The organism is Arthrobacter dokdonellae (assembly GCF_003268655.1).
Lineage (GTDB): Bacteria > Actinomycetota > Actinomycetes > Actinomycetales > Micrococcaceae > Specibacter > Specibacter dokdonellae.
Map to the genome: position 1 here is coordinate 3,863,261 of NZ_CP029642.1, position 25,288 is coordinate 3,888,548.

Genomic DNA, 25,288 nt, shown 5'->3' on the forward strand with positions numbered 1-25,288 from the left:
TGCAACTGTTCCGCCCGCGGGGTTCACCGCGCACCGCGGGACCCGGCTGCACTGCCCTTGAAGCCGCTGACGGGCAGCGGCCGGAATTCGGCGCAACGGTGCACGGTGGCATAGACGTCTATGTACGAAACTACCGCTTAGGTGCCGTCCAGCACTAATCCGCGGCCGTTTTTGGGGCCTCCACACGGCCAAAACGTCACGAATTTGCGCCAAGCCGCGCCACGGCGGCGGCCATGCGTTCATCCGTCCCGGTCAGGGCCACGCGGATGAAGCCGTGCCCGGCCTCCCCGTAAAACGTGCCAGCGCCGACCACTATGCCAAGCTCGGCGAGCCGGCCGATGGTGGACCACGTGTCCTCCCGCGCCGTGCACCACAGGTACAGGCCGGCCTCGGAGTGGTGGATGGCCAGGCCGAAGGTCTCCAGCGCACCGGCGAGCTGCTCGCGGCGCCCGCGGTACAGGGCCTTTTGCGCGCTGACGTGGGCGTCGTCCGCCAGGGCGGCGCGCATGGCTTCCTGGACGGGGAACGGCACAATCATGCCGGCGTGCTTGCGGCTGTTGACCAGGTTCGCCATGATGGCCGCGTCCCCCGCCACAAAGGCGGCGCGGTAGCCGGCAACATTGGACTGCTTGCTCAGCGAGTACACGGCCAGCAGGCCGTCGTTGCTGCCGCCCGTGACGCGGGGGTCCAGAACGCTGGGGACGGGTTCGCCGCCGTTTTCCGGGTCCCACGCGCCCCAGCCCAGCTCCCCGTAGCATTCGTCGGAAGCCACCACCGCGCCCACCTCGCGGGCCTGCGCCACGATCTCGCTCAGGGAGTCCACGGAGCGGACCATGCCGGTGGGGTTTCCGGGGGAATTGACCCAGACCAGGCGCACGCGGGCCCGGGTTTCCGCGTCGAGCTCGTCCAGGGAGTCGGCGGCAACGGCCGTGGCGCCGGCGAAGACGGCGCCCATGTCGTAGGTGGGGTACGCCACGGTGGGGCGGACCACGACGTCGTCCTTCCCCAGGCCCAGCAGCAGCGGCAGCCACGCCACCAGTTCCTTCGAACCCACCGTGGGCATGACGTCGTTCGGATTCAGGCCAGGCACGTTGCGGCGGCGCGCGAACCAGTCCACGATCGCCTGGCGCAGCGCCGGGGTCCCGTGGGTCGTGGGATACCCGGGTGCGTCCGACGCGGCCTTCAGCGCATCCTGGATCAGGACGGGCGTGGGGTCCACGGGCGTGCCGATGGACAGGTTCACAATCCCGTCGGGGTGCCTGGCCGCCGTGGCCAGGTAAGGGGCCATGGAGTCCCACGGGTAATCCGGAAGCTGAAGTCCCTGGCGGGCGGGACGCTGCGGTGCGGGGGTCGTTGCCTGGGTCATCGGGCGCGCGTCAGCCCTGGTTTTGCGGCGGAAGCGCGGCGATCAGCGGGTGGTCGGTGTGCGTGTTGCCGATCTTGGCCGCGCCTCCCGGGGAGCCGAGCACGTCAAAAAACTCAACATTGGCCTTGTAGTATTCGGCCCACTCTTCTGGGGTGTCGTCCTCGTAGTAGATCGCCTCCACGGGGCATACCGGTTCACAGGCTCCGCAGTCAACGCATTCGTCGGGGTGGATGTAGAGCGAGCGTTCACCTTCGTAGATACAGTCAACAGGGCACTCCTCCACGCATGCCTTGTCCTTGACATCCACGCACGGCTGCGCAATTACATACGTCACGTCCCGACCTTTCTCACAAAGACTGAACCGCCGGCTGGAGGCCGGGGTACATTCATTATCCCCCACGGTACCCCGGCCCGCATCCCGGCGAGACTTAGTATGAAGACGTGAACCGTGCCTTGGAAGTCCTCTCCGCCCTGCCGCTGGGCACCCGTGTGGTGGTCCGTTACAGGATCGACGGCGGCACCACCGACGCGCTCGGACAGCTCACGGCCCGTGGCGCTGCGGGCGTGACGGTGGCGACCCGTACCGGTGAAGTCGCCATCGCGTACGACGACGTCCGGCTGGCCAAACCTGTCCCCCCGCCTCCCCCACGCCGCGAGCGCCCTGTCCCGCAGGCGTAGGACCGGTGACGGAACCCGCCGTAACCCGGGCGCCCACAGTACACGTCAGGCGACCTGCCGGCGTCTCGACCCACCATATCCGTACTGTCGGCGGCTACGGCGGCGTCTCGACCCACCGTATCCGTACTATCGACGGTCCCTGCGCAGGATGGTCCCCGACAGCCAGGCAGCAAGGGGCGTGACGAGGGCGATCCCGTAGAGCCAGACGGTCCCTTGGATGTTCGCGGAAATCATGCCGAAGGCTCCGCGCTGCATGGACAGCAGGCCGGCGCACACGTAGGCGGCCGCGCCGCAGAGCACCACCGTCCATGAATTCCTGCTCCACAGCCCCACAAAAAGTTCGACGGCGGCCAGCATCACCAGTGCGGCCACCGCACCCAGCGGGACAGTCACCGCGCCGGAGTACAGGGCGTGGCCATGCAGCGACGTTCCCAACAGCCCCGTGCCGATGCCCGCGCCGATGGCTGCGGCCACCACCGCCCAGCGGCGCGGCGGCGGCAGCGGGCCGTCATCCGGCGGCACCACCGGTCCCGCCGGTCCGCCCTCTGGTGGACGCGGTGGACGCCCGGACCCTGCGGAGCCGCTCACCCGGCCCCGGAACCGGAGGCCGTCGGCGTCACATCGACAAATTCCTCCACGCCCGAAATGTCCCGCCAGATGCCGTCGGACAGGGCGAAACGTTCCCCATCCACCACCACCTGCGTGCGGTGCGCGCGCATCGCCGCGGTCTTGGCGCCCTTGTCGCCTGCGACGGCGATGCGCGGCACGTCGGTTTCCAAAGGCCGCTCCGGCCGGTCGCTGACAATGGCGAAGACGCGGGGGACGGACCAGCCGCGAGCGTCCCCGTCACCGCGCGCGGCCAGCTCCAGCGCGGCCATGGCCAACTCGTGGGTGCGGACGTGGTCCGGATGGCCGTAGCCGCCGTCGGCCGCGTATGTCACCACGGCGTCCGGCCGCAGGGAGCGGATGGCCGCGGCGGCCAGCGCGGCCTGTCCGGCGAGGGGACCGCGGGACAGGGAGCCTTCCAGAACCGTCGACGCAGCGGTGGCGCGGCCGTCCGCACCCCACCGCATGCCGGAATCACGGAACACCACCGGACCCGTGGCTGGCGCCGTGACACCCTGGCCCAGCCACAGGTGCTCTCGGACGCCCAGCGCATCGAGGGCTGCTGCCAGCTCGCGCTCGCGCTCACGCGCCAGACCGGCCCCGTCCGCGGGCGTCGCGCCGTCGGCCGTCGTCGTATCCGACTCGGCTCCGCCGTCGTTCGTGGACGTCTCAACGGGAAGGCGCAGCGTCCGCCCCACTTCAAGGTGGCCGAGCTCCGGCGGGATGACCTCGCCCAGTTCCCCGCGCGTGCAGGTGAGCAGCACCACGCGGGCTCCGGCGCCGGCATAGGCAGCCATGGTGGCCCCGGTGACGAGGGTTTCGTCGTCGGGGTGGGCATGGATGAAAAGCAGCGTGGCGCCAGGGCCGACGCCGGGCAGCAGCGTGGGGGTCTCCATGGCATCCAATCTACCCGCATGCCTCCCGGTCCCCACAGAGAAAGGGCCCCACCGCCGCCTGGTGCCGCGCCGCCAGGTGCCAAGACGCCGTGCTCCGCGAACGCCGACGGCCGGCACGCCCCGGCAGGGGGGCGCACCGGCCGGCGGTACGGGTGGCGCTAAACCAGGAGCGTTGCCCCCGGAATCGCGTTGAGCAGTTCCTGCGTGTAGACCTGCTTGGGGTTGCTGAAGACCTCGTCCGTGGAGGAGGCCTCCACGACGCGGCCCTTCTGCATGACGGTGACATGGTCGGCGATCTGGCGGACCACCGCGAGGTCGTGCGTGATGAACAGGTACGTCAGGCCCAGGTCCTCCTGCAGTTCATTGAGCAGGTTCAGCACCTGCGCCTGCACCAGCACGTCCAGCGCGGACACGGCCTCGTCACAAATGATCACGTCCGGGTTCAACGCCAGTGCACGCGCGATGGCAATGCGCTGGCGCTGGCCGCCGGAGAGCTCGTTCGGGAAGCGGTGCATGGTGGTGGCAGGCATGGACACCTGGTCCAACAACTCACGGACCTTCTTCTCCCGCGACTTCGCATTGCCGATCTTGTGGATCTTTAGCGGCTCCTCGATGGTCCGGAAGATGTTGAACATCGGGTCCAGGGATCCGTACGGGTCCTGGAAGATCGGCTGCACGCGGCGGCGGAAGTCAAAGAGCGCCTTCCCCTTCAGCGAGTTCACCTCCACCCCGTCGAACAGGATGCTTCCCTCCGTGGGTGCCAGCAGGCTCAGGGCCATTTGCGCCACCGTGGACTTGCCGGACCCGGACTCGCCCACAATCGCCATGGTGGTACCGCGCGGGACGCTGAACGACACATCGTCCACCGCCTTGAAGTCCGTGGACTTCCCGAGGGCGCCGCGGAGCTTGAACACACGGGTGAGGTTCTTGACCTCCAGAATGGTCTCGCCGGCCTGCGCGCCCTGGCGTTCCCCGGCCTTGGCGGGCTGTGCCGCCCTGACCGGCCGTGCGGACGCCGGGACGGACGACGGCGGGCGCCCGGCCTCCGTGGGGGCCTTGCCGACATGCGACGGGTCGTTTTCGTCGTCCAGGGGCGTGTCGAGGTCGGCGACCGCCGCGGCCAGCGCGTCCTTCGCCTTTTGCGACTGCAGCCGGCGGGAGGCCAGCGACGGAGCCGAGTTGACCAGGCGCTGCGTGTACGGGTGTTGGGGGTTGCGCAGGATCTCCAACGCGGGCCCTGATTCAACCACCTGCCCCTTGTACATGACGACCAGCTTTTCGGCGCGCTCGGCGGCCAGGCCGAGGTCGTGGGTGATCAGCAGCACGGCGGTGCCCAGTTCGCTGGTCATCCGGTCCAGGTGGTCCAGGATCTGCCGCTGCACCGTCACGTCCAGGGCCGACGTGGGCTCGTCGGCGATGAGCAGGCGCGGGCGGCAGGCGAGGCCGATGGCAATCAGCGCGCGCTGGCGCATGCCCCCAGAGAACTCGTGCGGGTACTGCTTGGCACGGTTGGCGGCATCCGGGAGGCCGGCCTCGGCGAGCACCTCGGCGACGCGATCCTTGGAATTGGCACCGTCCAGGCCGTTGGCCTTGAGGGTCTCCCTGACCTGGAAGCCGATCTTCCACACGGGGTTCAGGTTAGACATCGGGTCCTGGGGGACCATGCCGATGGAATTTCCACGGAGCTCGATGATCCGCTTTTGGCTGGCCTTGGCGATGTCCTCGCCGTCAAAGAGGATCTGGCCACCGCTGACCCGCCCATTGGACGGGAGCAGGCCGATGGCAGCCAGCGCCGTGGTGGACTTGCCCGAACCGGACTCCCCCACAATGGCCACGGTCTCGCCGGGCATGATGGACAGGTGCGCGTTGCGCACCGCCTTGACCGGACCGTTGGAGGTCTCGAAGGTGATCGCGAGGTCGCGGATTTCCAGCAATGGCGCGTCGTCCGCCGTCCCAGCATCGGGCTTCGCAGTTCTGTCACTTGCATGGTTGGACATGGCCCTCACCGCTTCCTTGCTTTGGGGTCGAGCGCATCGCGCAGGGCGTCGCCCAGCATGATGAAGCTCAGGACCGTGATGGACAGCGCCACGGCGGGCCATAGCAGCACGGCTGGGTTGTTACGTACCTGCGGCTGGGCCGCCGCAATATCATTACCCCAGGACATGATGGTGTCCGGCAGGCCGATGCCCAGAAACGACAATGTTGCCTCGGCAACAATGAACGTTCCGAGCGAGATGCTCGCGACCACGATGATGGGCGCCAGCGAGTTGGGGACGACGTGGCGCACCAGCGCGTTGAAGCGTGACAGCCCTAGGGCCTTGGAGGCGGTGACGAAGTCTGCGTTGCGGTTTTCAATCACCGCACCCCGGGTGATGCGGGCAATTTGGGGCCAGCCGAAGATCACCAGCACTAGGACTACCGTCCACACGCTGCGGTTGTCGCGGAATGCGGGAAGCTGCATCATGACGATGGCCCCGAGGATCAGCGGCAGGGCGAAGAAGATGTCCGCCAGACGGGCCAGGAGGACGTCAAGCCAGCCACCGTAGTAGCCGGCCAGCGCACCCATGATGCCGCCAATGATCAGCACGCCAATGGTCGTGAAAACGCCAACCATGAGCGAGGCACGCGTGCCGTAGATCATGCGTGAATACACGTCACAACCCTGCAGTGTGAAGCCCATCGGGTGGCCGGCACGCGGCCCCTCGGCTGAGTTGTTCAAGGTACAGCTGGTGGGGTCGACACTGGCGAAGAGGTGCGGGAAGATGGCCACCACCAGAACCAGCAGGATCAGCAGCGCCGAAATGATAAAGAGCGGCTGCTTGCGCAGATTTCGCCACGCTTCGGCCCACAGGCTCAGTGGCGCTGCGGTTTCATTAACGTTGTCTATCGCCGCCAGTGGAGTATCTTCCAGCGGGGCCACAAAGTGTTCAATGACGCGGCTGGACGTCTTGCCCTGACGGGCAGCCGGGATCACCGGCTTGGTCAGGTCAGTTTCAGGGGTCAGTTTCTCAGACATAGCGAATCCTTGGGTCGAGCCAGGCGTACAGGAGGTCAACAGCAAGGTTGGCCACCACAAACACGATGACCAGGATGCCTACCACCGCTACGACCGTGGGGGTTTCCCCATTCAAAATTGCCTTGTAGAGCAGGTTGCCAATGCCGGGGACGTTGAAGATGCCCTCAGTGACAATGGCACCACCCATGAGGCCACCCAGGTCTGCACCGAGGAAGGTCACCACGGGGATCAGTGAGTTGCGCAGAATGTGGACCAGCACCACCCGTCGCCGGCTCAGACCCTTGGCCGTTGCCGTGCGAACGTAGTCGGCGTTCATGTTCTCGCTGATGGAAGCACGTGTGAGCCTGATGACGTAGGCCAGGGATACGAGCCCCAGCACGAGGGCGGGCAGGACCAACTGGTTCCAAGGTGCCGTTCCGCTGACTGTGGGCTTGGCCCAGCCGAGCTGGACGCCCACTACGAGCTGGAGCACGAAGCCCAGGACGAAAGTCGGGACGGCGATGACAACGAGGGATGCCACCAGGACGGTGCTGTCAAAAAGCTTGCCCTTGCGGAGCCCGGCGATCACGCCGAAGAAAACACCAAGGATGCCTTCAAAGGCCAACGCCATGACGGCCAAACGGGCCGTGACGGGGTAGGCGCGGCCGATGACGTCGGACACTGCCTGACCGGAAAACGTCTGACCGAGATTGAGCGTCACGAGGTTCTTCAGATACAGGCCGTACTGGACCCAGAAGGGTTGGTCCAGATTATATTGGGCCCGGAGGGCTGCTTCGACGGCCGGGGCCATCGGCTTGCCTCCGGAGAGGGCCGCAATGGGGTCGCCAGGAGTTGCAAAGACAAGGAAATACACCAGCAGCGTGGCCCCAAAAAAGACGGGAATTAGCTGCAGGAAGCGGCGGAACGTAAACATGACCATTACTGCGTCGCCTCCCCCGGTGTTCCTGATGGCAAATCGTTCATGAAATTACCTGTTCAAATAGTGGACTGTACTGGACAACACATGGGATCGCCATTTTAGCGCCAGTACGGAAAGTACCATAAAGTTGTGTGATTTAGACAACAGGGAGGGGACCCGGCACGAAGTCCAGATCCCCTCACTCCATTATGCCGCTGTGCTGCGACTGCTGCTCAGCGGCAGATATTACTTGGCGGTGATGTCGTAGTACAGCGGAACGCCGTTCCAGCCAAACTTCACATTGCTGACGTTATTGCTCCATACGCCCTGGACAGCCTGGTACCACAGCGGGATGACCGGCAGGTCCTTCAACAGGATCTCCTGAGCCTGGTTGAAGATCTTGTTACCATCTTCAACGGTCTTGGCCGCCAAACCTTCCTTCAGCTTGGCGTCGAAGGCAGCGCTGGAGTAGTTGCCGTCATTGGAACCGGCCCCCGTGCCGTACAACGGGCCGAGGAAGTCTTGCAGCGACGGGTAGTCGGCCTGCCAGCCGGCGCGGGAAGCACCGGTGAGCGCCTTCTTGTTGACCAGATCACGCATCTGCTTGAACGTGGCGATCGGGTTCAGCTGGGCCTTGATTCCCAGGGTGGTGGCAATCTGGTTGGCCATGGCCGTGATGTATTCCTTGTTCCCGGCGCCATCAATGTTGGAGGTGATGGTGAAGACCTTGCCGGCCGGCCACGGGCTGATCTTGTCAGCCGCTGCCCAGAGTTCCTTGGCCTTCGTCGGGTTGTACTTGAGCACGTCGCTGCCGGGCAGGTTCGCGTCGTAGCCGTCCAGGACGGGTGAGGTGAATTCCGTGGCAACCTTTTTGTTGCCATAGAAGATCTTGTCAATGATCTGCTGGCGGTCAATTGACATGGAGATCGCCTGGCGGCGCATCTGGCCGGCCTCGCCCTTGAACTCGGGCAGGTAGCTCGGAATCGTCATCGTGGCGTTGCCGGCATAGGCCTGGTTCACGAAGCGGCCCGCGAAGTCCGTCTTGAAGTTCTGCAGGCCGCTCGGCGGCACCTGGTCCAAAACGTCAAGGTTGTCGGACTGCACGTCCGTGTAGGCGGCGTCCGTGCTGTTGTACAGCTTGAACGTCACGCCGCCGTTCTTTGGCTTGTTAGGCCCCTTGTACTTCGGATTCGGGATCAAGGTGACGGACACATTGTGCTTCCATCCCCCCGGCGCCAGCATGTACGGGCCGTCGCCAATCGGGTTCTCGCCAAAGGCCTTCGTGTCCTTGTAAGCAGACTCGGGCAGCGGGTAGAACGCCGTGTATCCGAGCGCCAGCGGGAAATCGGACTCCGGCGCGGACAGTTCCACGGTGAAGGTGGTGTCGTCCACAACCTTCAGTCCGGACATTGTGTCCACCTTAGACTTTGGGTCCTGGACCTGTGCGTAACCCTTGATAGGAGCGAAGAAGTAGCTGTTCAGCTGTGCATTCTTGGCCGCCGCACCGAAGTTCCAAGCATCGACGAAGTTCTTCGCCGTGATGGGGGTGCCATCACTGAAGGTTTGACCGGACTTGATCTTGATGGTGTAGTTCTGGGAGTCCTTGGTGGTGATGGAATCAGCCAGTTCATTGACGGTCTTGCCGGTCACGTCGTAGCTGACCAAACCAGCGAAAATGAGGTCCATGACCCGGCCGCCACCAACTTCATTGGTGTTCGCCGGCAGCAGGCCATTTTGGGGCTCGGTACCGTTGGCGGTGATGGCCTTGCTGGTATTGCCGCCCGCGGTGCCGGAGTTGCCGCCACCCGTCGAGCCGCCGCATGCTGTAAGGGACATGGCCAGTACGGCTGCCACGCCCAGTGCTTTGGAAGTGCGCGAGAAACGCATTCCGCCTCCTTGGTTATGAAATGGATTCGAGCCGAAACGCACCCACTGCGTGTTCATCGTTGAACTTGGACGTGTCCCAACTCATACCGGTCAAGGCTACCCGGAAATGGTTACCACCAAGTAATCCGGAACACATCCTGCCCAGATCTTTATCGAGATGAAACCTTAAACGCGGCAGCCCGCACCCTCGCAGAGGGAGCGGGCTGCCATTTCGGGCCGTTACGTCAGACCTTGGCGCGGCTGCGGAAGGCCTTCGCACGGTCACCGGCGTTCAGGATGAGCTTGCGGATGCGCACGGACTCCGGGGTCACCTCGACGCACTCGTCTTCGCGAGCGAATTCGAGCGACTCTTCCAGAGTCAAGCTGCGCGGCGGGGTCATGTTTTCGAAGGTGTCCGAGGAAGCTGCACGCATGTTGGTGAGCTGCTTTTCCTTCGTGATGTTCACGTCCATGTCGTCGGCGCGGGAGTTCTCGCCAACGATCATGCCTTCGTAGACCTCGGAGGTGGGCTGCACGAAGAAGGTCATGCGTTCCTGGAGCTTGATCATGGCGAACGGGGTCACCACACCGGCGCGGTCAGCCACGATCGAACCGTTGTTGCGGTACTCGATGGGGCCGGCCCACGGCTCGTAACCTTCAGCGATGGAGGAAGCAATACCTGCACCGCGGGTGTCGGTCAGGAACCGGGTGCGGAAGCCGATCAGGCCGCGGGCAGGAACGATGAATTCCATGCGGCACCAGCCGGTGCCGTGGTTGGCCATGTTGACCATGCGGCCCTTGCGTGCTGCCATCAGCTGCGTGACGGAGCCGAGGTACTCCTCGGGCACGTCGATGGTCATGTGTTCCATCGGCTCGTGCACCTTGCCGTCAACCAGCTGGGTCACAACCTGGGGCTTGCCCACGGTCAGCTCAAAGCCTTCGCGGCGCATCTGCTCCACGAGGATGGCCAGTGCCAGCTCGCCACGGCCCTGGACTTCCCAGGCGTCGGGACGCTCGGTGGGGAGGACCTTCAGCGAAACGTTGCCCACCAGTTCCTTGTCAAGGCGGTCCTTGACCTGGCGTGCGGTGACCTTGTGGCCCTTGACGCGGCCGGCGATCGGGGAGGTGTTGATACCGATGGTCATGGAGATGGCCGGCGGGTCAACGGTGATCAGCGGCAGCGGCTGGGGATCGTCGATGTCTGTCAGCGTCTCACCAATGGTGATTTCCTCGATGCCGGCAACGGCGACGATCTCACCGGGGCCTGCGGATTCGGTCGGAACACGCGTCAGTGCCTGGGTGGCCAGAAGTTCGGTGATTTTAACCGCTTTGATGGTTCCGTCGTGGCGGTACCAGGCAACGGTCTGGCCTTTGCGCAGGGTGCCGTTGAAGATGCGCAGCAGCGCCAGGCGGCCCAGGAACGGGGAGGCGTCAAGGTTGGTCACGTGGGCCTGCAGGACACCCTCGGGGTTGTAGCGGGGGGCCGGGATGTGGTCGACGATGGTCTTGAACAGCGGCTCGAGGTCTTCGTTGTCCGGAGCAGTACCATTTTCGGGCTGCTTTAGGGAAGCGCGGCCCAGCTTGCCGGAGGCATAAACAACAGGGACGTTCAAGACGGCGTCGAGGTCCAGGTCGGGGACCTCGTCGGCCAAGTCGGATGCCAGGCCCAGCAGCAGGTCCATGGACTCGGCCACGACCTCGTCGATGCGGGCGTCGGGGCGGTCGGTCTTGTTGACCAGCAGGATCACGGGCAGCTTGGCGGCCAGTGCCTTGCGCAGCACAAAGCGGGTCTGCGGCAGCGGGCCTTCGGAGGCGTCGACGAGGAGCACTACGCCGTCCACCATGGACAGCCCGCGCTCCACCTCGCCACCGAAGTCGGCGTGGCCGGGGGTGTCGATGACGTTGATGGTCATGACCTGGCCGTCAGCGGAGGGTCCGTTGTAGGCCACCGTGGTGTTCTTGGCCAAAATGGTGATGCCCTTTTCGCGCTCCAGGTCTCCGGTATCCATGGCGCGTTCGGCAACATTGCTATGTTCGGCAAATGAGTGCGTCTGCTTGAGCATGGCGTCGACCAAGGTGGTCTTGCCATGGTCAACGTGCGCCACAATGGCGACGTTGCGCAGGTCATTGCGCGAGGCAGTGTTGAGGGAAGTATCGCTCATGCGTGAAGACTCGTTTCAGTTGGGCCCGGCTGCAGGCCCGAAAGGGCGACGGCAGAAAGTCACTTATATGTTTGGCCGCGATTGGTCGGCAGATAACACCATTCTAGACGCAGTGCCAAATACGGCCTAGCCACCTTATCGCACCCCGGCCATGTTTTCGCACACCCCGCCCGCCAGTTTCCGCACGAAGGGCGCGTTTTCTACCCAAAAAGTACGACGACGGCACGTGCGTTCCGTGACAAAGCTCACCTCCCGGCGTCGTCCTCCACGGGCAGCGCCCCCGCTGCTGTTGGACAGGCCGGGCCGGTCCTACTTGACGTACTTCCAGTCCCAGACGTTCCACCACACCCCGACCGGCACCGGCGAATACTGCACGCCCGACACGTGCGGGCCGTAGGCGGCAGCAGCGCTGCGCTGGAACAGGGGCAGCCCGTAGCCGGCGCCGAAGACGAGCTTGTCGATCTGCATCTTCAGCGCGTTTTGCTTGGCATCGTCGGGTTCCCCTGCCAGCTGCTCGGTCAGCTGGTCCACCACCGTGTTGGAGAAGTTGTTCAGGTTGGACGGCGCCCCGGTGCGGAACACCTGGGGAACCTGGACGGAACCAGTCGGGTTGCTCGTCCAGCCGTACAGGGCGACGTCAAACGCGCCGTCCTTGAGCGCCTGAAGCCACTGGGCGGAGCCCTTGCCGGCGTCCGTGACCGTGAACCCCGCCATCCGGGCCGAGGCCGAAATCAGGTCAAACTCCGCCGCCCGGACGGGATCGTCCTTGTTGTACAGGATCCTGACGGTGGGCGTGGCTCCTGCCAGCAGTTTCTTGGCGGCGTCGATGTCCGCCGCGGCGAAGCCGGCGCTGCCGTTGCTGCTGGTCGATTCCTTGTACGGGGTCTGGACGGCGCGGAACACAAACGAGTCAAGCACGGTCGCGTCCGGGTTGAGAGGCTTGGCCACCTGGTCAACGATGTCCTGGCGGGGCACCGTATTCAGGAAGGCAGTGCGCAGGTCAGGCTTGGCAAGAACGCCCTTGAAGTTGAGCACGGCCTGGTCGAAGCCAAGGGTGTTGCCCACCTGGGTCTGGACGCCGTCGGACTTTACCTCGGCCAGCGCCGCCAGGTTGTCCGCGGTCAGGGTTGGCGAGGCGACGTCGGCTGACTTGGCCTTCAGGGCCGCGATCTGCGCGTCCGCCTTGGAATTGTAGTGGACCGTGATGGTGTCCAGGGTGGGGACCGTCCCCCAGTTGTAGTCGACGTTGCGGGTGAGCACCAGTTCCTTGCCGGCGGTGATGCCCTTGACCAGGTACGGGCCGTTGGACAACGCAAGGGAGGGATCCGGCATGGACTTCGTGTCAAAGCCGGTGTTCCAAAAATTAGCCACCTTGCGGAGTTCCGGATTCGGCTTGACCGGAGCGGAGGGGTCGCCCTTGGGGATGCCCTGCAACAGCGAAACCAAGGCGTCGGCGTCCTTGAGGCCAGCGCGGACGGCCACAATGTGCGCCGGAATGCTCACGGTGGAGCCCAGGGCCGTTTCCCAGTCGGAGTACGGCTTCGTGTAACTAAGCGTCAGCGAACTGCCGTTGTCGCCAATGACCGGCATGGACGTTTGGGACAGCCCGGTGGTGTCCCCGCCGTAGTTGAAGTAGGCGCTGCCTTTGACCACCTTGAAGGCGGGGTCCAAGGTGGCGTCGTTGTAGTAGCCCGAGGCGGCGGCCCACTGAAGGAAGAGATCGGCGGCCGTGACGGGGGCGCCGTCGGACCATTGGACGCCGCTGTTGATGGTGTATTTGATGGTCAGCGGCTTGTCCGAAATCTTTTCATACTTGCCGAACTTGTCGTTCATGACCAGTTTGAGATCGCTGTCCACGTAGTTGAAGCCGGAGTGCGTCGCATAGTCGATGCGCGTGTTCGTGCCGCCCTGGCCGGTGGTGCTGGCGGCATTGAACGACGTGAACGGTGCCGGCTCGAGGACGGTGATGTTGCCGCCCTGCGAAGTGGTGGCCGTCGCCGTCGATTCCTTGGGGGCGGGCGGTGTCCCCGTGCAGGCGCCCAATGCCAGTACTGCGGCAGCCGCCAGGGTGAATGCCTTGGAAATGCGTCCGGCCCGCATTCCACCTCCAGTTTCTTTGCCTCTGTTGTCGGCTTCCCGGGCCGCCGGCTGCATGCCGCGGCGGGTGCCAGCCTGTCTGAAAGACTACCGCAGGTCACGGGGCAGGACGGGCGGGCGCCCGGCTGGTCGGTGCGTTTGGAGCGCAGCGCGGGGCCCGGCGTCGTGTTCTGCTATTCCGTGGCTTCAGCAGCCGGTCGGCTCAGCGAGAGGTGGTCCTCAGTAGCCGGTGGAGCCGTCGAGGCATTCGCGCAGCAGGTCGATGTGGCCCAGATGCCGGGCATATTCCTCAATCAGGTGCGTATACACCCAGCGCAGGTTCAGCTCCTGGCCGTGCCGCAGTCCGGGGAGCGCGGCGTCGAGATCGACCGCGTGGGCCGCGAAGACGCGGACGCTGGCCAGCTCCTCCGAGTAGGCCGCGACGTCGGCAAGGGCCGTTTCCGGGCTGTGGGCGTTGAAGTCCGCGTCCGGGTCCTCGGCCTTATAGCGGGCGGGCTGCGTGGCGCCTGCGACGATGTTTGAGAACCAGTAGCGTTCCACATCGGTCAGGTGGCGGACAACGCCGGCGATGGTCATGGTGGAGGGCGGCACTGATGCCCGGCAGAGCTGGCTGGCAGTCAGTCCGCCGATCTTGACGGGCAATGTTTCGCGGTAGAACTCCAGCCAGGCTTCCAGCGATTCCCGCTCCCCCGCCAGGAACGGTGGGCCGGTGCGGGTGTCGGCGACTTCGGGCGTGCGTTCTTCGGTTTCCATGGAATGACTCTTCCATACTGTTCGCGGCTGATGCGGGATGGGGATTGGTACCGGTTTTATCCGTTTGATGGGGGGTGACGGGTGGCCCATTCGGGCGGTTGGCGGCAGAATCTACCCATGGGCTTCCGAATTGAAAACATATCCTTTGACTCGACAACGCCGGTCGAGACTGCGCAGTTCTGGGCTGAAGCCCTCGGCTGGCGGCTCATCGATGACGATCCGGACGAAATTTGCCTGCAGCCGGCCGCGGGCAGTCCGGAGGCGGGCGTGCTCCCGGACATCCTTTTCCTGCGCGTGCCGGAAATCAAAGCAGTCAAGAACCGCCTGCACCTCGACCTGCGCCCGGACGACCAGGCGGCTGAGGTGGCACGACTGGAAGCGTTGGGGGCCCGGCGTGTTGACGTGGGCCAGGGCACTGGGGTGACTTGGGTGGTCATGGCGGACCCGGAGGGCAACGAGTTTTGCGTGCTGCGGACGGTGCCGGTCTCGGAATAGCGCGGGCTGCGCCCACAAGTGCGAGGGCCCCGGGCCGAGCCTGCGAAGCCAGGGAGCGCTTGGCTGTGGATAACTTCAAGCGGGAAAACCGGTTCGCTGGAAAAATTGCGGCATGGGAATCAGATATTTTGCACTTCCGGTGCCACCGCAATTGGTCAACATCGCCCGGATCAATCCGCGCGCGTTCCTGTCCGACCGCCATTTTTGGGAGTCCTGGTCGGATCCTCCGGACAGGCCGGAGGGGCTTTTTCTGGACAAGGCCTGGCGGGATCTGCAGTGGCTGCTGGACGGCACTGGGGAGGACGCGCCCAGGGCTGCGTACGAGTTGGTCAGGGGCGCGGTCACGCAGTACGGCTACGGTTGGATCCCCTATGACCGGGTCCTTGACGAAGCCCAGGTGGCGGACGTGGCGAAGGACCTGGCCACTATCAGCCTGGCCGAGCTCTATCAGGGCTACACGCCGCGCGTATCCCCCGATTGGGCGGCCATCATGGACGGGCGGCGGGACTCTCTCGACACGTATTTGGGGAAGGCCGCGACCTTCACGCGACAGCTGGCGAAGCAGGGGCTTGGCCTGATCTACTCCATCGGCTGAAGCGCCGGGCTTTCAGCTGATGGAGCGGAACGCGTGCACGGAGCGCCAGTCCAGCCATCGCGGCGTGGTGGCACAGTAGCGGTGGTACGCCTCGCCAAACCGGCCGCGCAGGGCCTCCTCTTCCCGCGCTATCTGAAAGCGGTCCATCGCCAGCACAAACCCGCCCACGGGCAGCCACGCCTGCCAGGAGCCGCGGTCCACGGCATGGGCAACCAGCAGGCCGGCCAATCCCACGTACATGGGATTGCGCGAGATGCCGTTGCTGCCACCCGTAACCAGCACCGAGGCGTTCCCAGGGGCCGTGGGATCGAGGGTGGTGCCGTGGCGGACGAAGGCCCCAAGGGCCGCAAGCACCAGCGCTCCGGAACCCGCTGCAATCGCGGCCGCAGCCACGCGCCTGGTCCTCCGGGCCTTGCGCCCGTTCGGCGTCAACCGCTGCGCCAGGCCAGCTGCGACCATGGCAACGGGTGGAACGGGAATGCCTTCATGCCTGTTCATGGTGCTCCTCCACGTTGGTGAATCCGTCCCCTCCTTCAAGGGTAGGACCTTGGCGGGCCGGAAGGCACGGATCAACAGCTGCCGACGAACAATCAGAGTTCGCCGAAGCCAAACTTGACTATTGAAGGGAGCCCGGCCGTCAGCTGGGCGCGTTGCATCGTTCGTGGGCAACCACTCGCGGCCGGCGTTGTCCAGGGCCGTCAGTTGGGCGCCATGCATCGTGGTGAGCGACAAGATCCTTGCGGGCAATGACCACGCCGAGTTCCTCGTGGGCCTCGCGGACCGCCGCTTCACCCGCGGATTCATCGGGCTCCACATGGCCCGCTGCTCGCACCTCCAGCCCTTCACGACAACCCAAGGAGGGTCGTCGGCCGTCAGCCGGCCCATGGGTGCGTCAATAACGCTAGACGTTAAATCTCAACCCGACCACCTTCCGGCGGATAGGGCCATCTTGTTAAGCGCATATCGGTCACTCCGGGTGCGATTACATCAAGTCCAGCAGACCGGGCAGCCGGACCGAGCCTACGGTCATACGTGAGGACCGCCGATGCATCGAGTCGCATCGCCGCCTCAAGATGCAGAGCGTCGAGCGTGCGCAGGTACGGCATGGGCAAGAAGCCGGCACTGCGGTAGACAGCCCTGTCGAGCGCCGCAAGTCCGACGCCATCGAGGAGACGAGTCACATCGGACTGCTCGAGGGCCTCCCGAACTGCAACGCGACGCAGTTCGGTCTCGAGCAGATCGCTGGAGACGAGGGTGGCCGGCGTCCGGTCGAGCCAGTCCAGGAGCGCCGGGCTCTCCGGCTGATCGATTAACAGCGCACCAAGAGCGGAGGTGTCGACGTAGATGACCGGATGGCTGATCACAGGCGATCGCCGCGTAGGTCGTCGAGCGTCGCGGCGAGACCTCGCTCCGAGGTCTTGCGTTCAATGTCCAACGCCCTCCAGCCACCCTCGCGGCGGGCGGGCCGGGCAATTGGAAGTGCCGCAGCGGGCGCATCCAACGGTACGATCCTACCCACCGGCACCCCGCTGTTGGTCAGGACGAACGAGTGGCCCTCGCTCACCGCGCGGAGTACGCGCCCCGACTCGTTGCGAAGTTCCCGTTGTGACAAGCTCTCTGCTTGAGGTTCACTGCTACCCATGATGCAAGCGTAGCACCCGTGCGACGCCAACGCAGGAACAAGGCGAACACGCAGTGCGACGTGCGCCTCCGGCAGCACCGTGGGCGACGGTTCAGGCAACAAGCGCCATGAACCTCGTGGGCCTAGAATACTGACATGCCTACACGCGTTCACGAGTTTTCCTGGCCCGATCGGGTCGTCGTTGGCACCATCGGCATTCCGGGGGCGCGTACGTTCTACTTGCAGGTGCGCGCAGGGACGGAGCTGGTGAGTATTGCCCTGGAGAAGCAGCAGTCGGCTCTACTCGCGGAGAAGATCGACGAAATTCTCGACCAGCTCATCACCGTCGAGAGGAATCCCTTCAGCATACCCACGGGTACTCCCATTGAACTTGTCGACAATGATCCACTCGAGGCCGTCCAGGAGCAGTTTCGCACTGGGGCAATGAGCTTGGGGTGGGACCCAACCACGGCCCAGATCGTCATTGAGGCCCACCCCATCACCGATGACGATTCCGACGCTGATGAAAACGACGAAACGCTTCATGAGGACGGAGCCAACGAGCGCGAAATGCTGCGCGTACGAATGCCGGTCGGCACCGCCCGCGCATTCGCCAAGCGCACCCGGGAGATCGTGGGTGCCGGCCGTCCGATGTGCCCGCTCTGCGGTTATCCCGTGGACGCTGACGGGCACATCTGCACCCTTCCCGAGGTCTGATGCCAACGCCGGACCTAGTGGCCGCCGAGCTGACTCTCACCGGCCGTATCACGACGGCTTCAAACGCTACATTTCTTGGCACCATCGGCGACGTGGAGGTTGTTTATAAGCCCATAGCTGGCGAAAGTCCGCTGTGGGATTTTCCCCAGGGTACGCTGGCCCACCGGGAGGTTGCCGCCTACCTGGTCTCGCAGGCCTTTGACTGGGGCGTCGTGCCACACACCTGGCTGCGCGATGGTCCGATGGGCGAAGGAATGGTGCAGCTCTGGCAGGAGCAGGATCCCGCCCAAGACGCCGTCAGCCTTATCGCTGCGGACCACATGCAGGAGACAGGTTGGAAATACGTGCTCCAGGGACGAGATGAGAATGGACGGATGGTCGCCCTCGTTCACGAAGACTCGCCAGCGCTCAGACGCATGGCGGTGTTCGACGTCATCGTCAACAATGCCGACCGCAAAGGCGACCACATCCTTGCACTGGCTGATGGACGCCGGCACGGCGTGGACCACGGGCTCACCTTCCACCGTGACAACAAGCTGCGCACGGTGCTGTGGGGATGGCTGGGAGAGACTCTAACCGCCGACGAAGAAGACGGCATAGATCGTGTCAGCGAAGGACTGCATGGTGAGCTGGGCCGAAACCTGGCGGACTTGCTCAGCGCCGAAGAAATCGCAGAGCTCGCCGCGCGCTGTGCCCGGTTGCGCTTGGCCGGGCGGTTTCCGGCTCCGAGCGGTGAGATGTCGGCGGTGCCCTGGCCGCTGTTCTAAGCGAATTGCGGCCCCCGGCTTCGCAGTCCGTGTCACGCTGATTCAGCCACTGCGGACGGCATCAGTTCCACTTGGTACCCAGTGGAAAGCCCATGGCCGCCAAGAACACGTGTTCTTGGCGGCCATCGCAATATGTTTTATGGATGTCAGGACTTAGACGTTGAAGCGGAACTCCACCACGTTCCGGCACCGAGCAACCTCTCGAAGTGGTCACCAAGCACGACCACGGAGATCAACCACTCCGGTCGGCCAGTCGCTGAGAGACGAGGCGATGGGCAGGATCAAGAGGGGCTGCCCAGGTGGATCCTCCATCACACGCCCCCCACGAGAGACCGAACGTTCGCCCACTGAAATGCGCAGCCATCCACAGGATCGTAGAACGGAACGACTGTTTCTCGGCATCCGAGGTATCCGAATTGGATACCTTCGGCTTCGAGCATGGAGCTGTGCGCCGCACGCAGTAGCCGTTCGCCCAGTCCGAACCCACGAGCATTCTCCGACTCCAGCATTCCGCCAACCCCGGCGATGTCGACCTCAGCGTTACCGGATGAAATCCTCCGATGAGCCCACCCCACATGACCGACGATGTCCGCGCCCGCGCGCGCGCGATCAAGTGCACATCGTGGGGAGCATAGCCGTACGGCTGGCCCGGATCCCACTCGCCGAAGTCCGCGAGATACTGCCGATCGAACAGCTCTCGAAGCTCATCGACGAGCGCCGTTGTCACCGCGGAGTGCGGGAGGACGTCGATAGAACCTGCCTTCACGCGACCTGGAGCGGGGTTATCGCAGCGATCTGCCCGGCCACACGATCCTCGGCGAGCTCCAACTCATAGTGAGTCTGCAAGTTCAGCCAGAAGTGCGGGTCAATGCCGAAATAGCGCCCGAGACGGAGCGCCGTGTCAGCGGTGATCGCGCGCTTACCATGAACGATTTCATTGATGCGTCGCGGCGGCACGCCGATCGACACCGCGAGCTTGTTCTGCGTGATCCCAAAACCGTTGATGAAGTCCTCCATGAGCACCTCCCCAGGGTGGACGGGAGCCCACTTCTCAGTGGTAGTCGACGAGTTCGACATTTTCAGCACCTCCTTCTGTCCAAGTGAAACAAATCCGCCACTGATCGTTCACGCGGACACTGTACTGACCCACTCGATCCCCCTTCAGCTGCTCCAGCCGGTTTCCTGGTGGTACACGCAAAGATTCGAGGAACCGGGCCGCGTGGATCTGCGTCAACTTCCGGAGTGCGACCTTCTGCACACGGGGATCGATCGACGGCACCCGGTCCCGCTGCCACAGTCGCTCGGTCGCCTTGTCAGCGAAGGACCTGATCACGAGACCAGTCTATAACGCAGCGCGTCAATAACGCTAGACGTTAAACCTAAACTCCACCACGTCGCCGTCGTGCATGACGTATTCCTTGCCTTCAATGCGCACCTTGCCCCTGGCCTTTGCCTCATGCATGGAGCCGGCGTCGATCAGGTCCTGGAAGTGGACCACTTCGGCCTTGATGAAGCCGCGTTGGAAGTCGGAGTGGATGACGCCGGCGGCCTGGGGCGCGGTGTCACCCTGGCGGATGGTCCACGCGCGGGCCTCCTTGGGCCCGGCCGTCAGGTATGTCTGCAGGCCAAGGGTGTGGAAGCCCACGCGGGCGAGCTGGTCCAGGCCTGACTCGTCCTGGCCGTTCATCTCGAGCATTTCGCGGGCCTCGGCCTCGTCAAGTTCCACGAGGTCGGCTTCCAGCTTGGCGTCCAGGAAGATGGAGTCTGCAGGGGCCACGAGCTCTCGCAGCTCCATCTGGCGCTCCGGGCTTCCCAGGACGGCGTCGTCGACGTTGAAGACGTAGATGAACGGCTTGGCGGTGAGGAGGCCCAGCTCCTTCAGGTGCTCCATTTCCAGCTTGTCGCTCTTGATGGAGGCAAAAATCGTGTCCCCGCGTTCCAGAACTTTCTGGGCGTCCTTGATCGCGTTCAGCTCGGCGGCCTCGCGCTGTTTGAGCTTGACGGCCTTCTCGATGCGCGGCACGGCCTTCTCAATGGTCTGCAGGTCGGCGAGGATCAGCTCCGTGTTGATGGTTTCCATGTCGGAGCGGGGATCCACTTTGCCGTCCACGTGCACCACGTCCGGGTCGTCAAAAACGCGGATGACTTGGGCGATGGCCTCCGCCTCGCGGATGTTGGCGAGAAACTTGTTGCCCAGGCCTTCGCCCTCCGAAGCTCCCTTGACGATCCCTGCGATGTCGACGAAGGAGACCGTGGCCGGCAGCAACCGGGCCGAGCCAAAGACCTCGGCCAGTCTGGCCAGCCGTGGATCAGGGAGGCTGACCATGCCGACGTTGGGTTCAATGGTGGCGAACGGGTAATTCGCCGCGAGCACGTTGTTGCGCGTCAGCGCGTTGAAAAGGGTTGATTTGCCGACGTTGGGCAGTCCGACGATGCCAATTGTAAGAGCCACGGCTCAATCGTACCGGCAGGGCCGGGGTTTCGCCGCCCGGCGGATCGCGGGCGCACAAGAACGGCGGGAGTGAACCCGCCGTCCTTGAAGGCAAATCCCTTCCGGTGCTAGTGCATCGAGAAGAGGTTCTGCCACGCGCCGGTCTGGGCCACGGATCCAATTGTCGCCGCGTTCAGCGCCAGTGCCAGATTGACACCGATCACCGGAGCGACGTTGAAATTGAAGTCCAGGAACAGTGTTTCGCGGCTGGGAAGCAGCTCCGCCGTCTCGGCTTCGAGATCGATGGAGCTCAGTGCGGATGTTGCTGTCATGGCGGTTCACCTTTCTCTGTTGCCGGGCATCTGAAATTCCTAACACCCGGCTACTGGATTGTCAGTGCTGGGTGAGGCTGACATTCTGCCAGGCTCCGCTCGTTGCACTCGAGAGCAGGGTCACGGCATTGACAGCGTAGGACGCATTCTGCGCCGCGACAGCTGCCCAGTTGATGTGGAAGTTCAGGAGCAGAGTCTCCCGTGACGGGAGCAGCTCTACGCTCTGTCCCTCCAAATCCATGACGGTCAGTTTCTCCATCTCATTCACCTCCCTTCAGGTCTAGGAGGTCGATCGATGAAAGCTTTGAGGTTCTGAGGCGCAGCAAGCCGGCAGGGAGCGGCAGGCGACGCGCACTCACGTGCCGCACCGGGCCGGCCACCTCCGTGTGCCGCGCGGGCTTGGGACGCAGGTGGGCGCCGGCCATTCGGGGAGTCGATGTTGCAGGTGGTGCTGTGGAACGCCGCGCCTTCCGCATGTTCTGCACGGCCTTCACTCCGTCGAGGGCGAGCCGCGGAATGAGGACGGCGATGCCGGCAACAGGCAGCGCCAGCAGCACAATCGACAGCAAGGACAGCACAACCTCTGCGGGGCGGCCCTGCGCCCAGGCGGCGCTCAATGCCTGAGAATGCAGTACGACGGCGCCGACCGCGCCGCCAACAATGAGCGGGAGGTTCCACAACAGCCAGGCGAAGAGCAGGACCAAGGCAGGAATGACGGTCAATACCCACACCCTGACAAGACGCCTGGCCGAGGGCCGCAACTCCAGGACCCGCGGGTCAAGCGGACGGCCGGGGATCAGCCCGCGCATGACGGGTCCGACGCGGGAAAAAAGATCCGGCACGCCGGCCAGATCGGTCAGGACAAAGTAGCCATCGAGCCTGATGGTCGGCGGAAGCTGCTGGATCATCATGATTTGCGTGGTGATCACGAACAGCAACAGGATCCCATTGCCGGTCAGCAGGTAGCCCAAGCCTGCCAGCAGCACGCACCATACGTTGAAGTAAAGCCCGCCCAAATCGGTCCGCAGCCTGCCGGCCCGGCCCAGACGGTAGGAGTCGGTCACGTTGGTGAAGAACGCCGGGAACACCAGATACACCCCGACGCCGATGACCCCAGGTTCGGCTCCGCCATACTTGCAGGCGGTGGCGTGCCCCAGCTCATGGATCCCGGCCCCGACAACCATCATGACGAACAGGCCCAGCAGCAGGGTCGGGCTGACCCAGATCTGCTCCAGTGCGCCCACGATGCTGCTCGAGACAAACAGCAGCACGTCAAGCCCGATCAGTGCCGCCAGGGCCAAAATGACCACCGGCGGAAAATACAGCGGCCGCAGCACGGCGGCGAGAGAATTGACGGCCCGGGCCGGCAGGAGCGTTCCCTTGAGCCGGAGGGCCAAAAGCGGACGTGCCGTCGGTGCCGGGTCGCCCTTGGGCCCGGATCCTGCGGCATCCTCAAGCAGGCCCAAGGGCCGCAACTTTTGGTCGATGAGCAGCGTCAGCCCCGCCACGTCAAGTTCCCGGCCGTAGGCCTGGCTCACATCGCGGGCAAGCACAGGGGAGACCGGTTCAGTTGCGGCTTTCGTGAGAACCAGGTCCAATAACTCCGAGATCTGGATGACTTGTCCGTCGGGGCGCCGGACCAAGAAGGTCTCCTGCACCAGTCCGGATCCCGTCGCCGGACCCAAGAGTTCCACGCCGGGCACCACACGCCACCGGACTGCTTCCCCTTGACTGGGTTCAATGGTCATCGTCCACAACCTTTTTGTTGTCAGACCGGACGTTCCGACGGCGGGATCACCGCTAATGAGCGGTGATCCCGCCGTCGGGGTGTAACTGAAATGAAGTCGGTCCCCGTGCATCTCACACCGGAACCCGGTCGACTGGTGTCGTTAGCGCTGGCTGACGCTGACGTTCTGCCAGGCACCGCTGGTTGCACTGGAGAGCAGGGTCGCGGCGTTGACTGCGTAGGACGCATTCGAGGCCATGACAGTTGCCCAGTTGATGTGGAAGTTCAGGAGCAGAGTCTCCCGTGACGGGAGCAGCTCTACGCTCTGTCCCTCCAAATCCATGACGGTCAGTTTCTCCATCTCATTCACCCCCTCTCGTGGAATGTAGCTACGATTCCTTGACCCACGGGGCCAGTAGCTAAAGTAAAGGGCCGGGCCCGTTACTGCTGCGTTACTGCTTCCGCCGCCGGCCCGCTGCGGGCGCCGAAGAGGCGGCGGGAGCAGACGCTGAGAAGCGCGCAACAAGAAAGGTTCCGGGGTGCGGCGGAGCGCCACCCCGGAACCTTCGTCAATGCTGTCTGTCCGCGCCGGAAGCTACTGCCCCGATCGCACGTCGATGTTGCGCTGCACGGACGAGGCCCCCACGTCCTTGAGGATGATCTGGGCCAGCCGCGCCGCGGTGTCGTCGGTAAGGCTCTTGGCCAGAGGTGCTGACCGCTGCAGCCCCTGGCTGCGCGGCGTGTTCTGGAGCCGTTGTCCCAACTCGGTCTGAATCTGACTAATCATGTCCTTGGCTTGGGCGGACAGGTCACGCCGGGTGCCCCCCGAAATGACGAATTGGATGGCCGCGGAGCTGGTGGTGCATTCAGTGCACTCGACGTTGAGTGCCAGCGCGCGGTTATTCACGTTGAGCTGCGTGGCCCGGCGGGCGACGACCAGCTGGACGGCAACAGCGGAGGAAGAGCACCCTGCGCAACTTGACCATGCGACGGCGGAATTGTCGGCATTGGCCACTTTACCGTCGAAGTACACCACTTGGAATGTGGTGGCCACGCCGGAACAGCCGTCACAATTGCTGGTCGCCATGGAAACGGACTCGGCCTTGTTCGTCGAGGAGGACGTCCGCACGGTGCTTTGCGCGCTGTCCGAAACGGTCGGCTGCCCCGGCGTGGGAATTGCCGTGGACGCGGCGTCCAAACTGGTGGAGCGGTGAATCATCATGTGCGCGCCTTGGGAGGACGCCTCGGCGGGGACCACACCGACGGTGGCCGGTCCGACGAGGAGCATGCCGGAGACCAGAATCAGCACCCCAAAGGCGCCTTTGACCAGTTTTGTGCGCATAGTTTTTCCTCATATCTACTAGGAACTGCCGATTGGATCGAAGTCACTGCTGCTGTACATGAGGAGACCGGGATAATCATGGGAAGGCGCTGCGGGAACGAGGCGGTAGTTGGGCCGCCGAGGCTTGGAAGGAGTGGACTGGATCCATCAATGAAGCAAAAATCGAAGAAGGTCTTACGCCCAGCTCCCGATTCAACCGGACCCGAAAGTCGTGAAAAGTCTGCATGGCAGAGACATGGTTGCCAGCCTGAACGTGGCATTTGAGAAGCACCAGCTGCGCACTTTCACGCAGCGGTTCGATGGCAGTTGCCGCAAGTGCGGCCTCGGTGGCGCATCCAGTGTCGCCCATCTGGAGATAGTGGCGGGCCAACATCTCCAGTCCGTCAAGGCGCAGCTGTTGTAGACGTTCCTGTTCGAAGATGACCCAGTCGTCATACCAGCCGGGCAGAAGGTCCGCATGGTAGAGCATCTGGGCCAACTCCGACGCAGCCAGGCCGCCGTCCCGTATGTCTGCAATGAGCCAGCGGATTTTATGGAAATCGACCTCTACGTCCGGCTCCAACGACAGGTAGTCGTGCCTCGGATCCACGATGCCGGGAAGCTTATGTGTGATGTGAAACAGGCTGGCCCGGAGATTCCCCGCTGCCTGGACCTCGGAACTGTCCGGCCAGAGCAGGCTTGCCAGTGAATGCCGGGAACGGGTCCCGAAGAGCGCCAGGGCCGCAATGACGCGTTGCTGACGGGGACCGACGGTGACCTGGCAGCTACCGAGCCGGAGTTGCCAAGAACCCAGAAGCCTGAGTTCCCACTTCTGATTTACGAGGCCATCCATATCTCCCCCGAACCTCGATATCACCACGGTTTTCGTGGTAGCGACCGCTGCACTGGTTCCGGACGAATGGTGCTGGTTCAAGCTTCCTCGCC

At 64.1% G+C, this 25,288-nt stretch carries 29 protein-coding genes; 5 read left to right on the forward strand and 24 right to left on the reverse strand.

What is annotated here, in order from left to right:
- Window positions 1–196: 196 nt before the first annotated feature.
- Window positions 197–1,366, reverse strand: coding sequence for a succinyldiaminopimelate transaminase (gene dapC / locus DMB86_RS17220; protein WP_113718864.1), 1,170 nt, complete (start codon window positions 1,364–1,366; stop codon window positions 197–199).
- 10 nt (window positions 1,367–1,376) lie between these two features.
- Window positions 1,377–1,700 (reverse strand): ferredoxin, encoded by a 324-nt coding sequence (gene fdxA / locus DMB86_RS17225; RefSeq protein WP_113718865.1) that lies wholly within the window; start codon window positions 1,698–1,700, stop codon window positions 1,377–1,379.
- 107 nt (window positions 1,701–1,807) lie between these two features.
- On the opposite strand from fdxA, the gene DMB86_RS17230 reads away from it, so the two are divergent.
- Complete coding sequence (locus DMB86_RS17230; RefSeq protein WP_227878461.1) at window positions 1,808–2,044, forward strand: putative acetyltransferase; 237 nt, start codon at window positions 1,808–1,810, stop codon at window positions 2,042–2,044.
- 126 nt (window positions 2,045–2,170) lie between these two features.
- Here the strand turns inward: DMB86_RS17230 and DMB86_RS17235 are convergent, their stop codons facing one another.
- From DMB86_RS17235 to DMB86_RS17275, 9 genes are all read right to left on the reverse strand, one after another.
- Complete coding sequence (locus DMB86_RS17235; protein ID WP_129545578.1) at window positions 2,171–2,566, reverse strand: hypothetical protein; 396 nt, start codon at window positions 2,564–2,566, stop codon at window positions 2,171–2,173.
- 62 nt (window positions 2,567–2,628) lie between these two features.
- Entirely contained in the window at window positions 2,629–3,546 is a 918-nt protein-coding gene (locus DMB86_RS17240) for a PIG-L family deacetylase (RefSeq protein ID WP_113718867.1), read from the reverse strand.
- A 158-nt stretch (window positions 3,547–3,704) separates the two neighbouring features.
- Window positions 3,705–5,543, reverse strand: a complete 1,839-nt coding sequence (locus tag DMB86_RS17245) for a dipeptide ABC transporter ATP-binding protein (RefSeq protein ID WP_113718868.1) — start codon at window positions 5,541–5,543, stop codon at window positions 3,705–3,707.
- 5 nt (window positions 5,544–5,548) lie between these two features.
- Window positions 5,549–6,562, reverse strand: coding sequence for an ABC transporter permease (locus DMB86_RS17250; protein ID WP_113718869.1), 1,014 nt, complete (start codon window positions 6,560–6,562; stop codon window positions 5,549–5,551).
- Window positions 6,555–7,481, reverse strand: coding sequence for an ABC transporter permease (locus tag DMB86_RS17255; protein ID WP_113718870.1), 927 nt, complete (start codon window positions 7,479–7,481; stop codon window positions 6,555–6,557). Before DMB86_RS17255 ends, DMB86_RS17250 begins: the two co-directional genes overlap by 8 nt.
- Window positions 7,482–7,706: 225 nt before the next feature.
- The gene (locus DMB86_RS17260) at window positions 7,707–9,347 is read right to left on the reverse strand and encodes a peptide ABC transporter substrate-binding protein (protein WP_113718871.1); all 1,641 of its coding nucleotides are present in this window, start codon (window positions 9,345–9,347) and stop codon (window positions 7,707–7,709) included.
- 224 nt (window positions 9,348–9,571) lie between these two features.
- Window positions 9,572–11,488 carry a translational GTPase TypA gene (typA, locus tag DMB86_RS17265; protein WP_113718872.1) on the reverse strand — a complete coding sequence of 639 codons (1,917 nt, stop codon included), beginning with the start codon at window positions 11,486–11,488 and terminating at the stop codon, window positions 9,572–9,574.
- Window positions 11,489–11,797: 309 nt separating this feature from the next.
- Window positions 11,798–13,588 (reverse strand): ABC transporter family substrate-binding protein, encoded by a 1,791-nt coding sequence (locus DMB86_RS17270; RefSeq protein WP_113718873.1) that lies wholly within the window; start codon window positions 13,586–13,588, stop codon window positions 11,798–11,800.
- 216 nt (window positions 13,589–13,804) lie between these two features.
- Window positions 13,805–14,338: a DinB family protein gene (locus DMB86_RS17275; RefSeq protein ID WP_113718874.1), complete on the reverse strand. Its 534-nt coding sequence runs from the start codon at window positions 14,336–14,338 to the stop codon at window positions 13,805–13,807.
- A 117-nt stretch (window positions 14,339–14,455) separates the two neighbouring features.
- Here DMB86_RS17275 and DMB86_RS17280 point away from each other — a divergent pair, with 117 nt between their 5' ends.
- The gene (locus DMB86_RS17280) at window positions 14,456–14,833 is read left to right on the forward strand and encodes a VOC family protein (protein WP_113718875.1); all 378 of its coding nucleotides are present in this window, start codon (window positions 14,456–14,458) and stop codon (window positions 14,831–14,833) included.
- A 112-nt stretch (window positions 14,834–14,945) separates the two neighbouring features.
- Window positions 14,946–15,428, forward strand: a complete 483-nt coding sequence (locus tag DMB86_RS17285) for a DUF1877 family protein (RefSeq protein WP_113718876.1) — start codon at window positions 14,946–14,948, stop codon at window positions 15,426–15,428.
- Between the two features lie 12 nt (window positions 15,429–15,440).
- Here DMB86_RS17285 and DMB86_RS17290 read toward each other — a convergent pair whose 3' ends face one another.
- From DMB86_RS17290 to DMB86_RS17305, 4 genes are all read right to left on the reverse strand, one after another.
- Window positions 15,441–15,926, reverse strand: a complete 486-nt coding sequence (locus DMB86_RS17290) for a methyltransferase family protein (RefSeq protein WP_227878462.1) — start codon at window positions 15,924–15,926, stop codon at window positions 15,441–15,443.
- A 139-nt stretch (window positions 15,927–16,065) separates the two neighbouring features.
- Window positions 16,066–16,260 carry an NUDIX domain-containing protein gene (locus tag DMB86_RS17295; RefSeq protein WP_227878463.1) on the reverse strand — a complete coding sequence of 65 codons (195 nt, stop codon included), beginning with the start codon at window positions 16,258–16,260 and terminating at the stop codon, window positions 16,066–16,068.
- Window positions 16,261–16,336: 76 nt separating this feature from the next.
- On the reverse strand, window positions 16,337–16,792 hold the full coding sequence (locus DMB86_RS17300) for a type II toxin-antitoxin system VapC family toxin (RefSeq protein ID WP_227878464.1): 456 nt from the start codon (window positions 16,790–16,792) through the stop codon (window positions 16,337–16,339).
- Entirely contained in the window at window positions 16,789–17,070 is a 282-nt protein-coding gene (locus DMB86_RS17305; protein ID WP_113719667.1) for a type II toxin-antitoxin system Phd/YefM family antitoxin, read from the reverse strand. The genes DMB86_RS17300 and DMB86_RS17305 overlap by 4 nt, the downstream gene beginning before the upstream one ends.
- Window positions 17,071–17,205: 135 nt before the next feature.
- On the opposite strand from DMB86_RS17305, the gene DMB86_RS17310 reads away from it, so the two are divergent.
- Window positions 17,206–17,766 (forward strand): DUF3090 domain-containing protein, encoded by a 561-nt coding sequence (locus tag DMB86_RS17310; protein WP_113718878.1) that lies wholly within the window; start codon window positions 17,206–17,208, stop codon window positions 17,764–17,766.
- Complete coding sequence (locus tag DMB86_RS17315) at window positions 17,766–18,533, forward strand: SCO1664 family protein (RefSeq protein ID WP_113718879.1); 768 nt, start codon at window positions 17,766–17,768, stop codon at window positions 18,531–18,533. The genes DMB86_RS17310 and DMB86_RS17315 overlap by 1 nt, the downstream gene beginning before the upstream one ends.
- Window positions 18,534–19,295: 762 nt before the next feature.
- Here DMB86_RS17315 and DMB86_RS17325 read toward each other — a convergent pair.
- The 9 genes from DMB86_RS17325 to DMB86_RS17365 all read right to left on the reverse strand — a co-directional run bounded on the left by DMB86_RS17325 (window position 19,296) and on the right by DMB86_RS17365 (window position 25,277).
- Window positions 19,296–19,610 (reverse strand): HigA family addiction module antitoxin, encoded by a 315-nt coding sequence (locus DMB86_RS17325; RefSeq protein WP_113718880.1) that lies wholly within the window; start codon window positions 19,608–19,610, stop codon window positions 19,296–19,298.
- Window positions 19,585–19,866: a type II toxin-antitoxin system RelE/ParE family toxin gene (locus tag DMB86_RS17330; protein WP_113718881.1), complete on the reverse strand. Its 282-nt coding sequence runs from the start codon at window positions 19,864–19,866 to the stop codon at window positions 19,585–19,587. Before DMB86_RS17330 ends, DMB86_RS17325 begins: the two co-directional genes overlap by 26 nt.
- 33 nt (window positions 19,867–19,899) lie before the next feature.
- On the reverse strand, window positions 19,900–20,985 hold the full coding sequence (gene ychF / locus DMB86_RS17335) for a redox-regulated ATPase YchF (RefSeq protein ID WP_113718882.1): 1,086 nt from the start codon (window positions 20,983–20,985) through the stop codon (window positions 19,900–19,902).
- A gap of 107 nt (window positions 20,986–21,092) precedes the next feature.
- A complete protein-coding gene (locus DMB86_RS17340; RefSeq protein ID WP_113718883.1) occupies window positions 21,093–21,296 on the reverse strand; it encodes a hypothetical protein in 204 nt (67 codons plus the stop codon).
- A gap of 61 nt (window positions 21,297–21,357) precedes the next feature.
- Window positions 21,358–21,555: a hypothetical protein gene (locus DMB86_RS17345; RefSeq protein ID WP_113718884.1), complete on the reverse strand. Its 198-nt coding sequence runs from the start codon at window positions 21,553–21,555 to the stop codon at window positions 21,358–21,360.
- Window position 21,556: 1 nt separating this feature from the next.
- Window positions 21,557–23,044: a hypothetical protein gene (locus DMB86_RS17350; RefSeq protein ID WP_129545580.1), complete on the reverse strand. Its 1,488-nt coding sequence runs from the start codon at window positions 23,042–23,044 to the stop codon at window positions 21,557–21,559.
- Window positions 23,045–23,185: 141 nt separating this feature from the next.
- Window positions 23,186–23,392 (reverse strand): hypothetical protein, encoded by a 207-nt coding sequence (locus DMB86_RS17355; RefSeq protein ID WP_171814537.1) that lies wholly within the window; start codon window positions 23,390–23,392, stop codon window positions 23,186–23,188.
- A gap of 225 nt (window positions 23,393–23,617) precedes the next feature.
- Complete coding sequence (locus DMB86_RS17360) at window positions 23,618–24,364, reverse strand: hypothetical protein (protein ID WP_113718887.1); 747 nt, start codon at window positions 24,362–24,364, stop codon at window positions 23,618–23,620.
- A gap of 76 nt (window positions 24,365–24,440) precedes the next feature.
- A complete protein-coding gene (locus DMB86_RS17365) occupies window positions 24,441–25,277 on the reverse strand; it encodes an AfsR/SARP family transcriptional regulator (protein ID WP_171814538.1) in 837 nt (278 codons plus the stop codon).
- Window positions 25,278–25,288 lie beyond the last annotated feature (11 nt).

Bases quoted from the DNA above. Each gene is read 5' to 3' on its own strand.
- DMB86_RS17250 (WP_113718869.1), bottom strand. From the start codon at position 6,562: ATGTCTGAGAAACTGACCCCTGAAACTGACCTGACCAAGCCGGTGATC.
- DMB86_RS17315 (WP_113718879.1), top strand. From the start codon at position 17,766: ATGCCAACGCCGGACCTAGTGGCCGCCGAGCTGACTCTCACCGGCCGT.
- DMB86_RS17340 (WP_113718883.1), bottom strand. From the start codon at position 21,296: ATGACAGCAACATCCGCACTGAGCTCCATCGATCTCGAAGCCGAGACG.
- typA (WP_113718872.1), bottom strand. From the start codon at position 11,488: ATGAGCGATACTTCCCTCAACACTGCCTCGCGCAATGACCTGCGCAAC.
- DMB86_RS17285 (WP_113718876.1), top strand. From the start codon at position 14,946: ATGGGAATCAGATATTTTGCACTTCCGGTGCCACCGCAATTGGTCAAC.
- DMB86_RS17290 (WP_227878462.1), bottom strand. From the start codon at position 15,926: ATGAACAGGCATGAAGGCATTCCCGTTCCACCCGTTGCCATGGTCGCA.
- DMB86_RS17305 (WP_113719667.1), bottom strand. From the start codon at position 17,070: ATGGGTAGCAGTGAACCTCAAGCAGAGAGCTTGTCACAACGGGAACTT.
- DMB86_RS17245 (WP_113718868.1), bottom strand. From the start codon at position 5,543: ATGTCCAACCATGCAAGTGACAGAACTGCGAAGCCCGATGCTGGGACG.
- DMB86_RS17270 (WP_113718873.1), bottom strand. From the start codon at position 13,588: ATGCGGGCCGGACGCATTTCCAAGGCATTCACCCTGGCGGCTGCCGCA.
- DMB86_RS17310 (WP_113718878.1), top strand. From the start codon at position 17,206: ATGCCTACACGCGTTCACGAGTTTTCCTGGCCCGATCGGGTCGTCGTT.
- DMB86_RS17325 (WP_113718880.1), bottom strand. From the start codon at position 19,610: ATGTCGAACTCGTCGACTACCACTGAGAAGTGGGCTCCCGTCCACCCT.
- dapC (WP_113718864.1), bottom strand. From the start codon at position 1,366: ATGACCCAGGCAACGACCCCCGCACCGCAGCGTCCCGCCCGCCAGGGA.
- DMB86_RS17275 (WP_113718874.1), bottom strand. From the start codon at position 14,338: ATGGAAACCGAAGAACGCACGCCCGAAGTCGCCGACACCCGCACCGGC.
- DMB86_RS17240 (WP_113718867.1), bottom strand. From the start codon at position 3,546: ATGGAGACCCCCACGCTGCTGCCCGGCGTCGGCCCTGGCGCCACGCTG.
- DMB86_RS17260 (WP_113718871.1), bottom strand. From the start codon at position 9,347: ATGCGTTTCTCGCGCACTTCCAAAGCACTGGGCGTGGCAGCCGTACTG.
- DMB86_RS17350 (WP_129545580.1), bottom strand. From the start codon at position 23,044: ATGACCATTGAACCCAGTCAAGGGGAAGCAGTCCGGTGGCGTGTGGTG.
- DMB86_RS17345 (WP_113718884.1), bottom strand. From the start codon at position 21,555: ATGGAGAAACTGACCGTCATGGATTTGGAGGGACAGAGCGTAGAGCTG.
- DMB86_RS17360 (WP_113718887.1), bottom strand. From the start codon at position 24,364: ATGCGCACAAAACTGGTCAAAGGCGCCTTTGGGGTGCTGATTCTGGTC.
- DMB86_RS17280 (WP_113718875.1), top strand. From the start codon at position 14,456: ATGGGCTTCCGAATTGAAAACATATCCTTTGACTCGACAACGCCGGTC.
- DMB86_RS17255 (WP_113718870.1), bottom strand. From the start codon at position 7,481: ATGGTCATGTTTACGTTCCGCCGCTTCCTGCAGCTAATTCCCGTCTTT.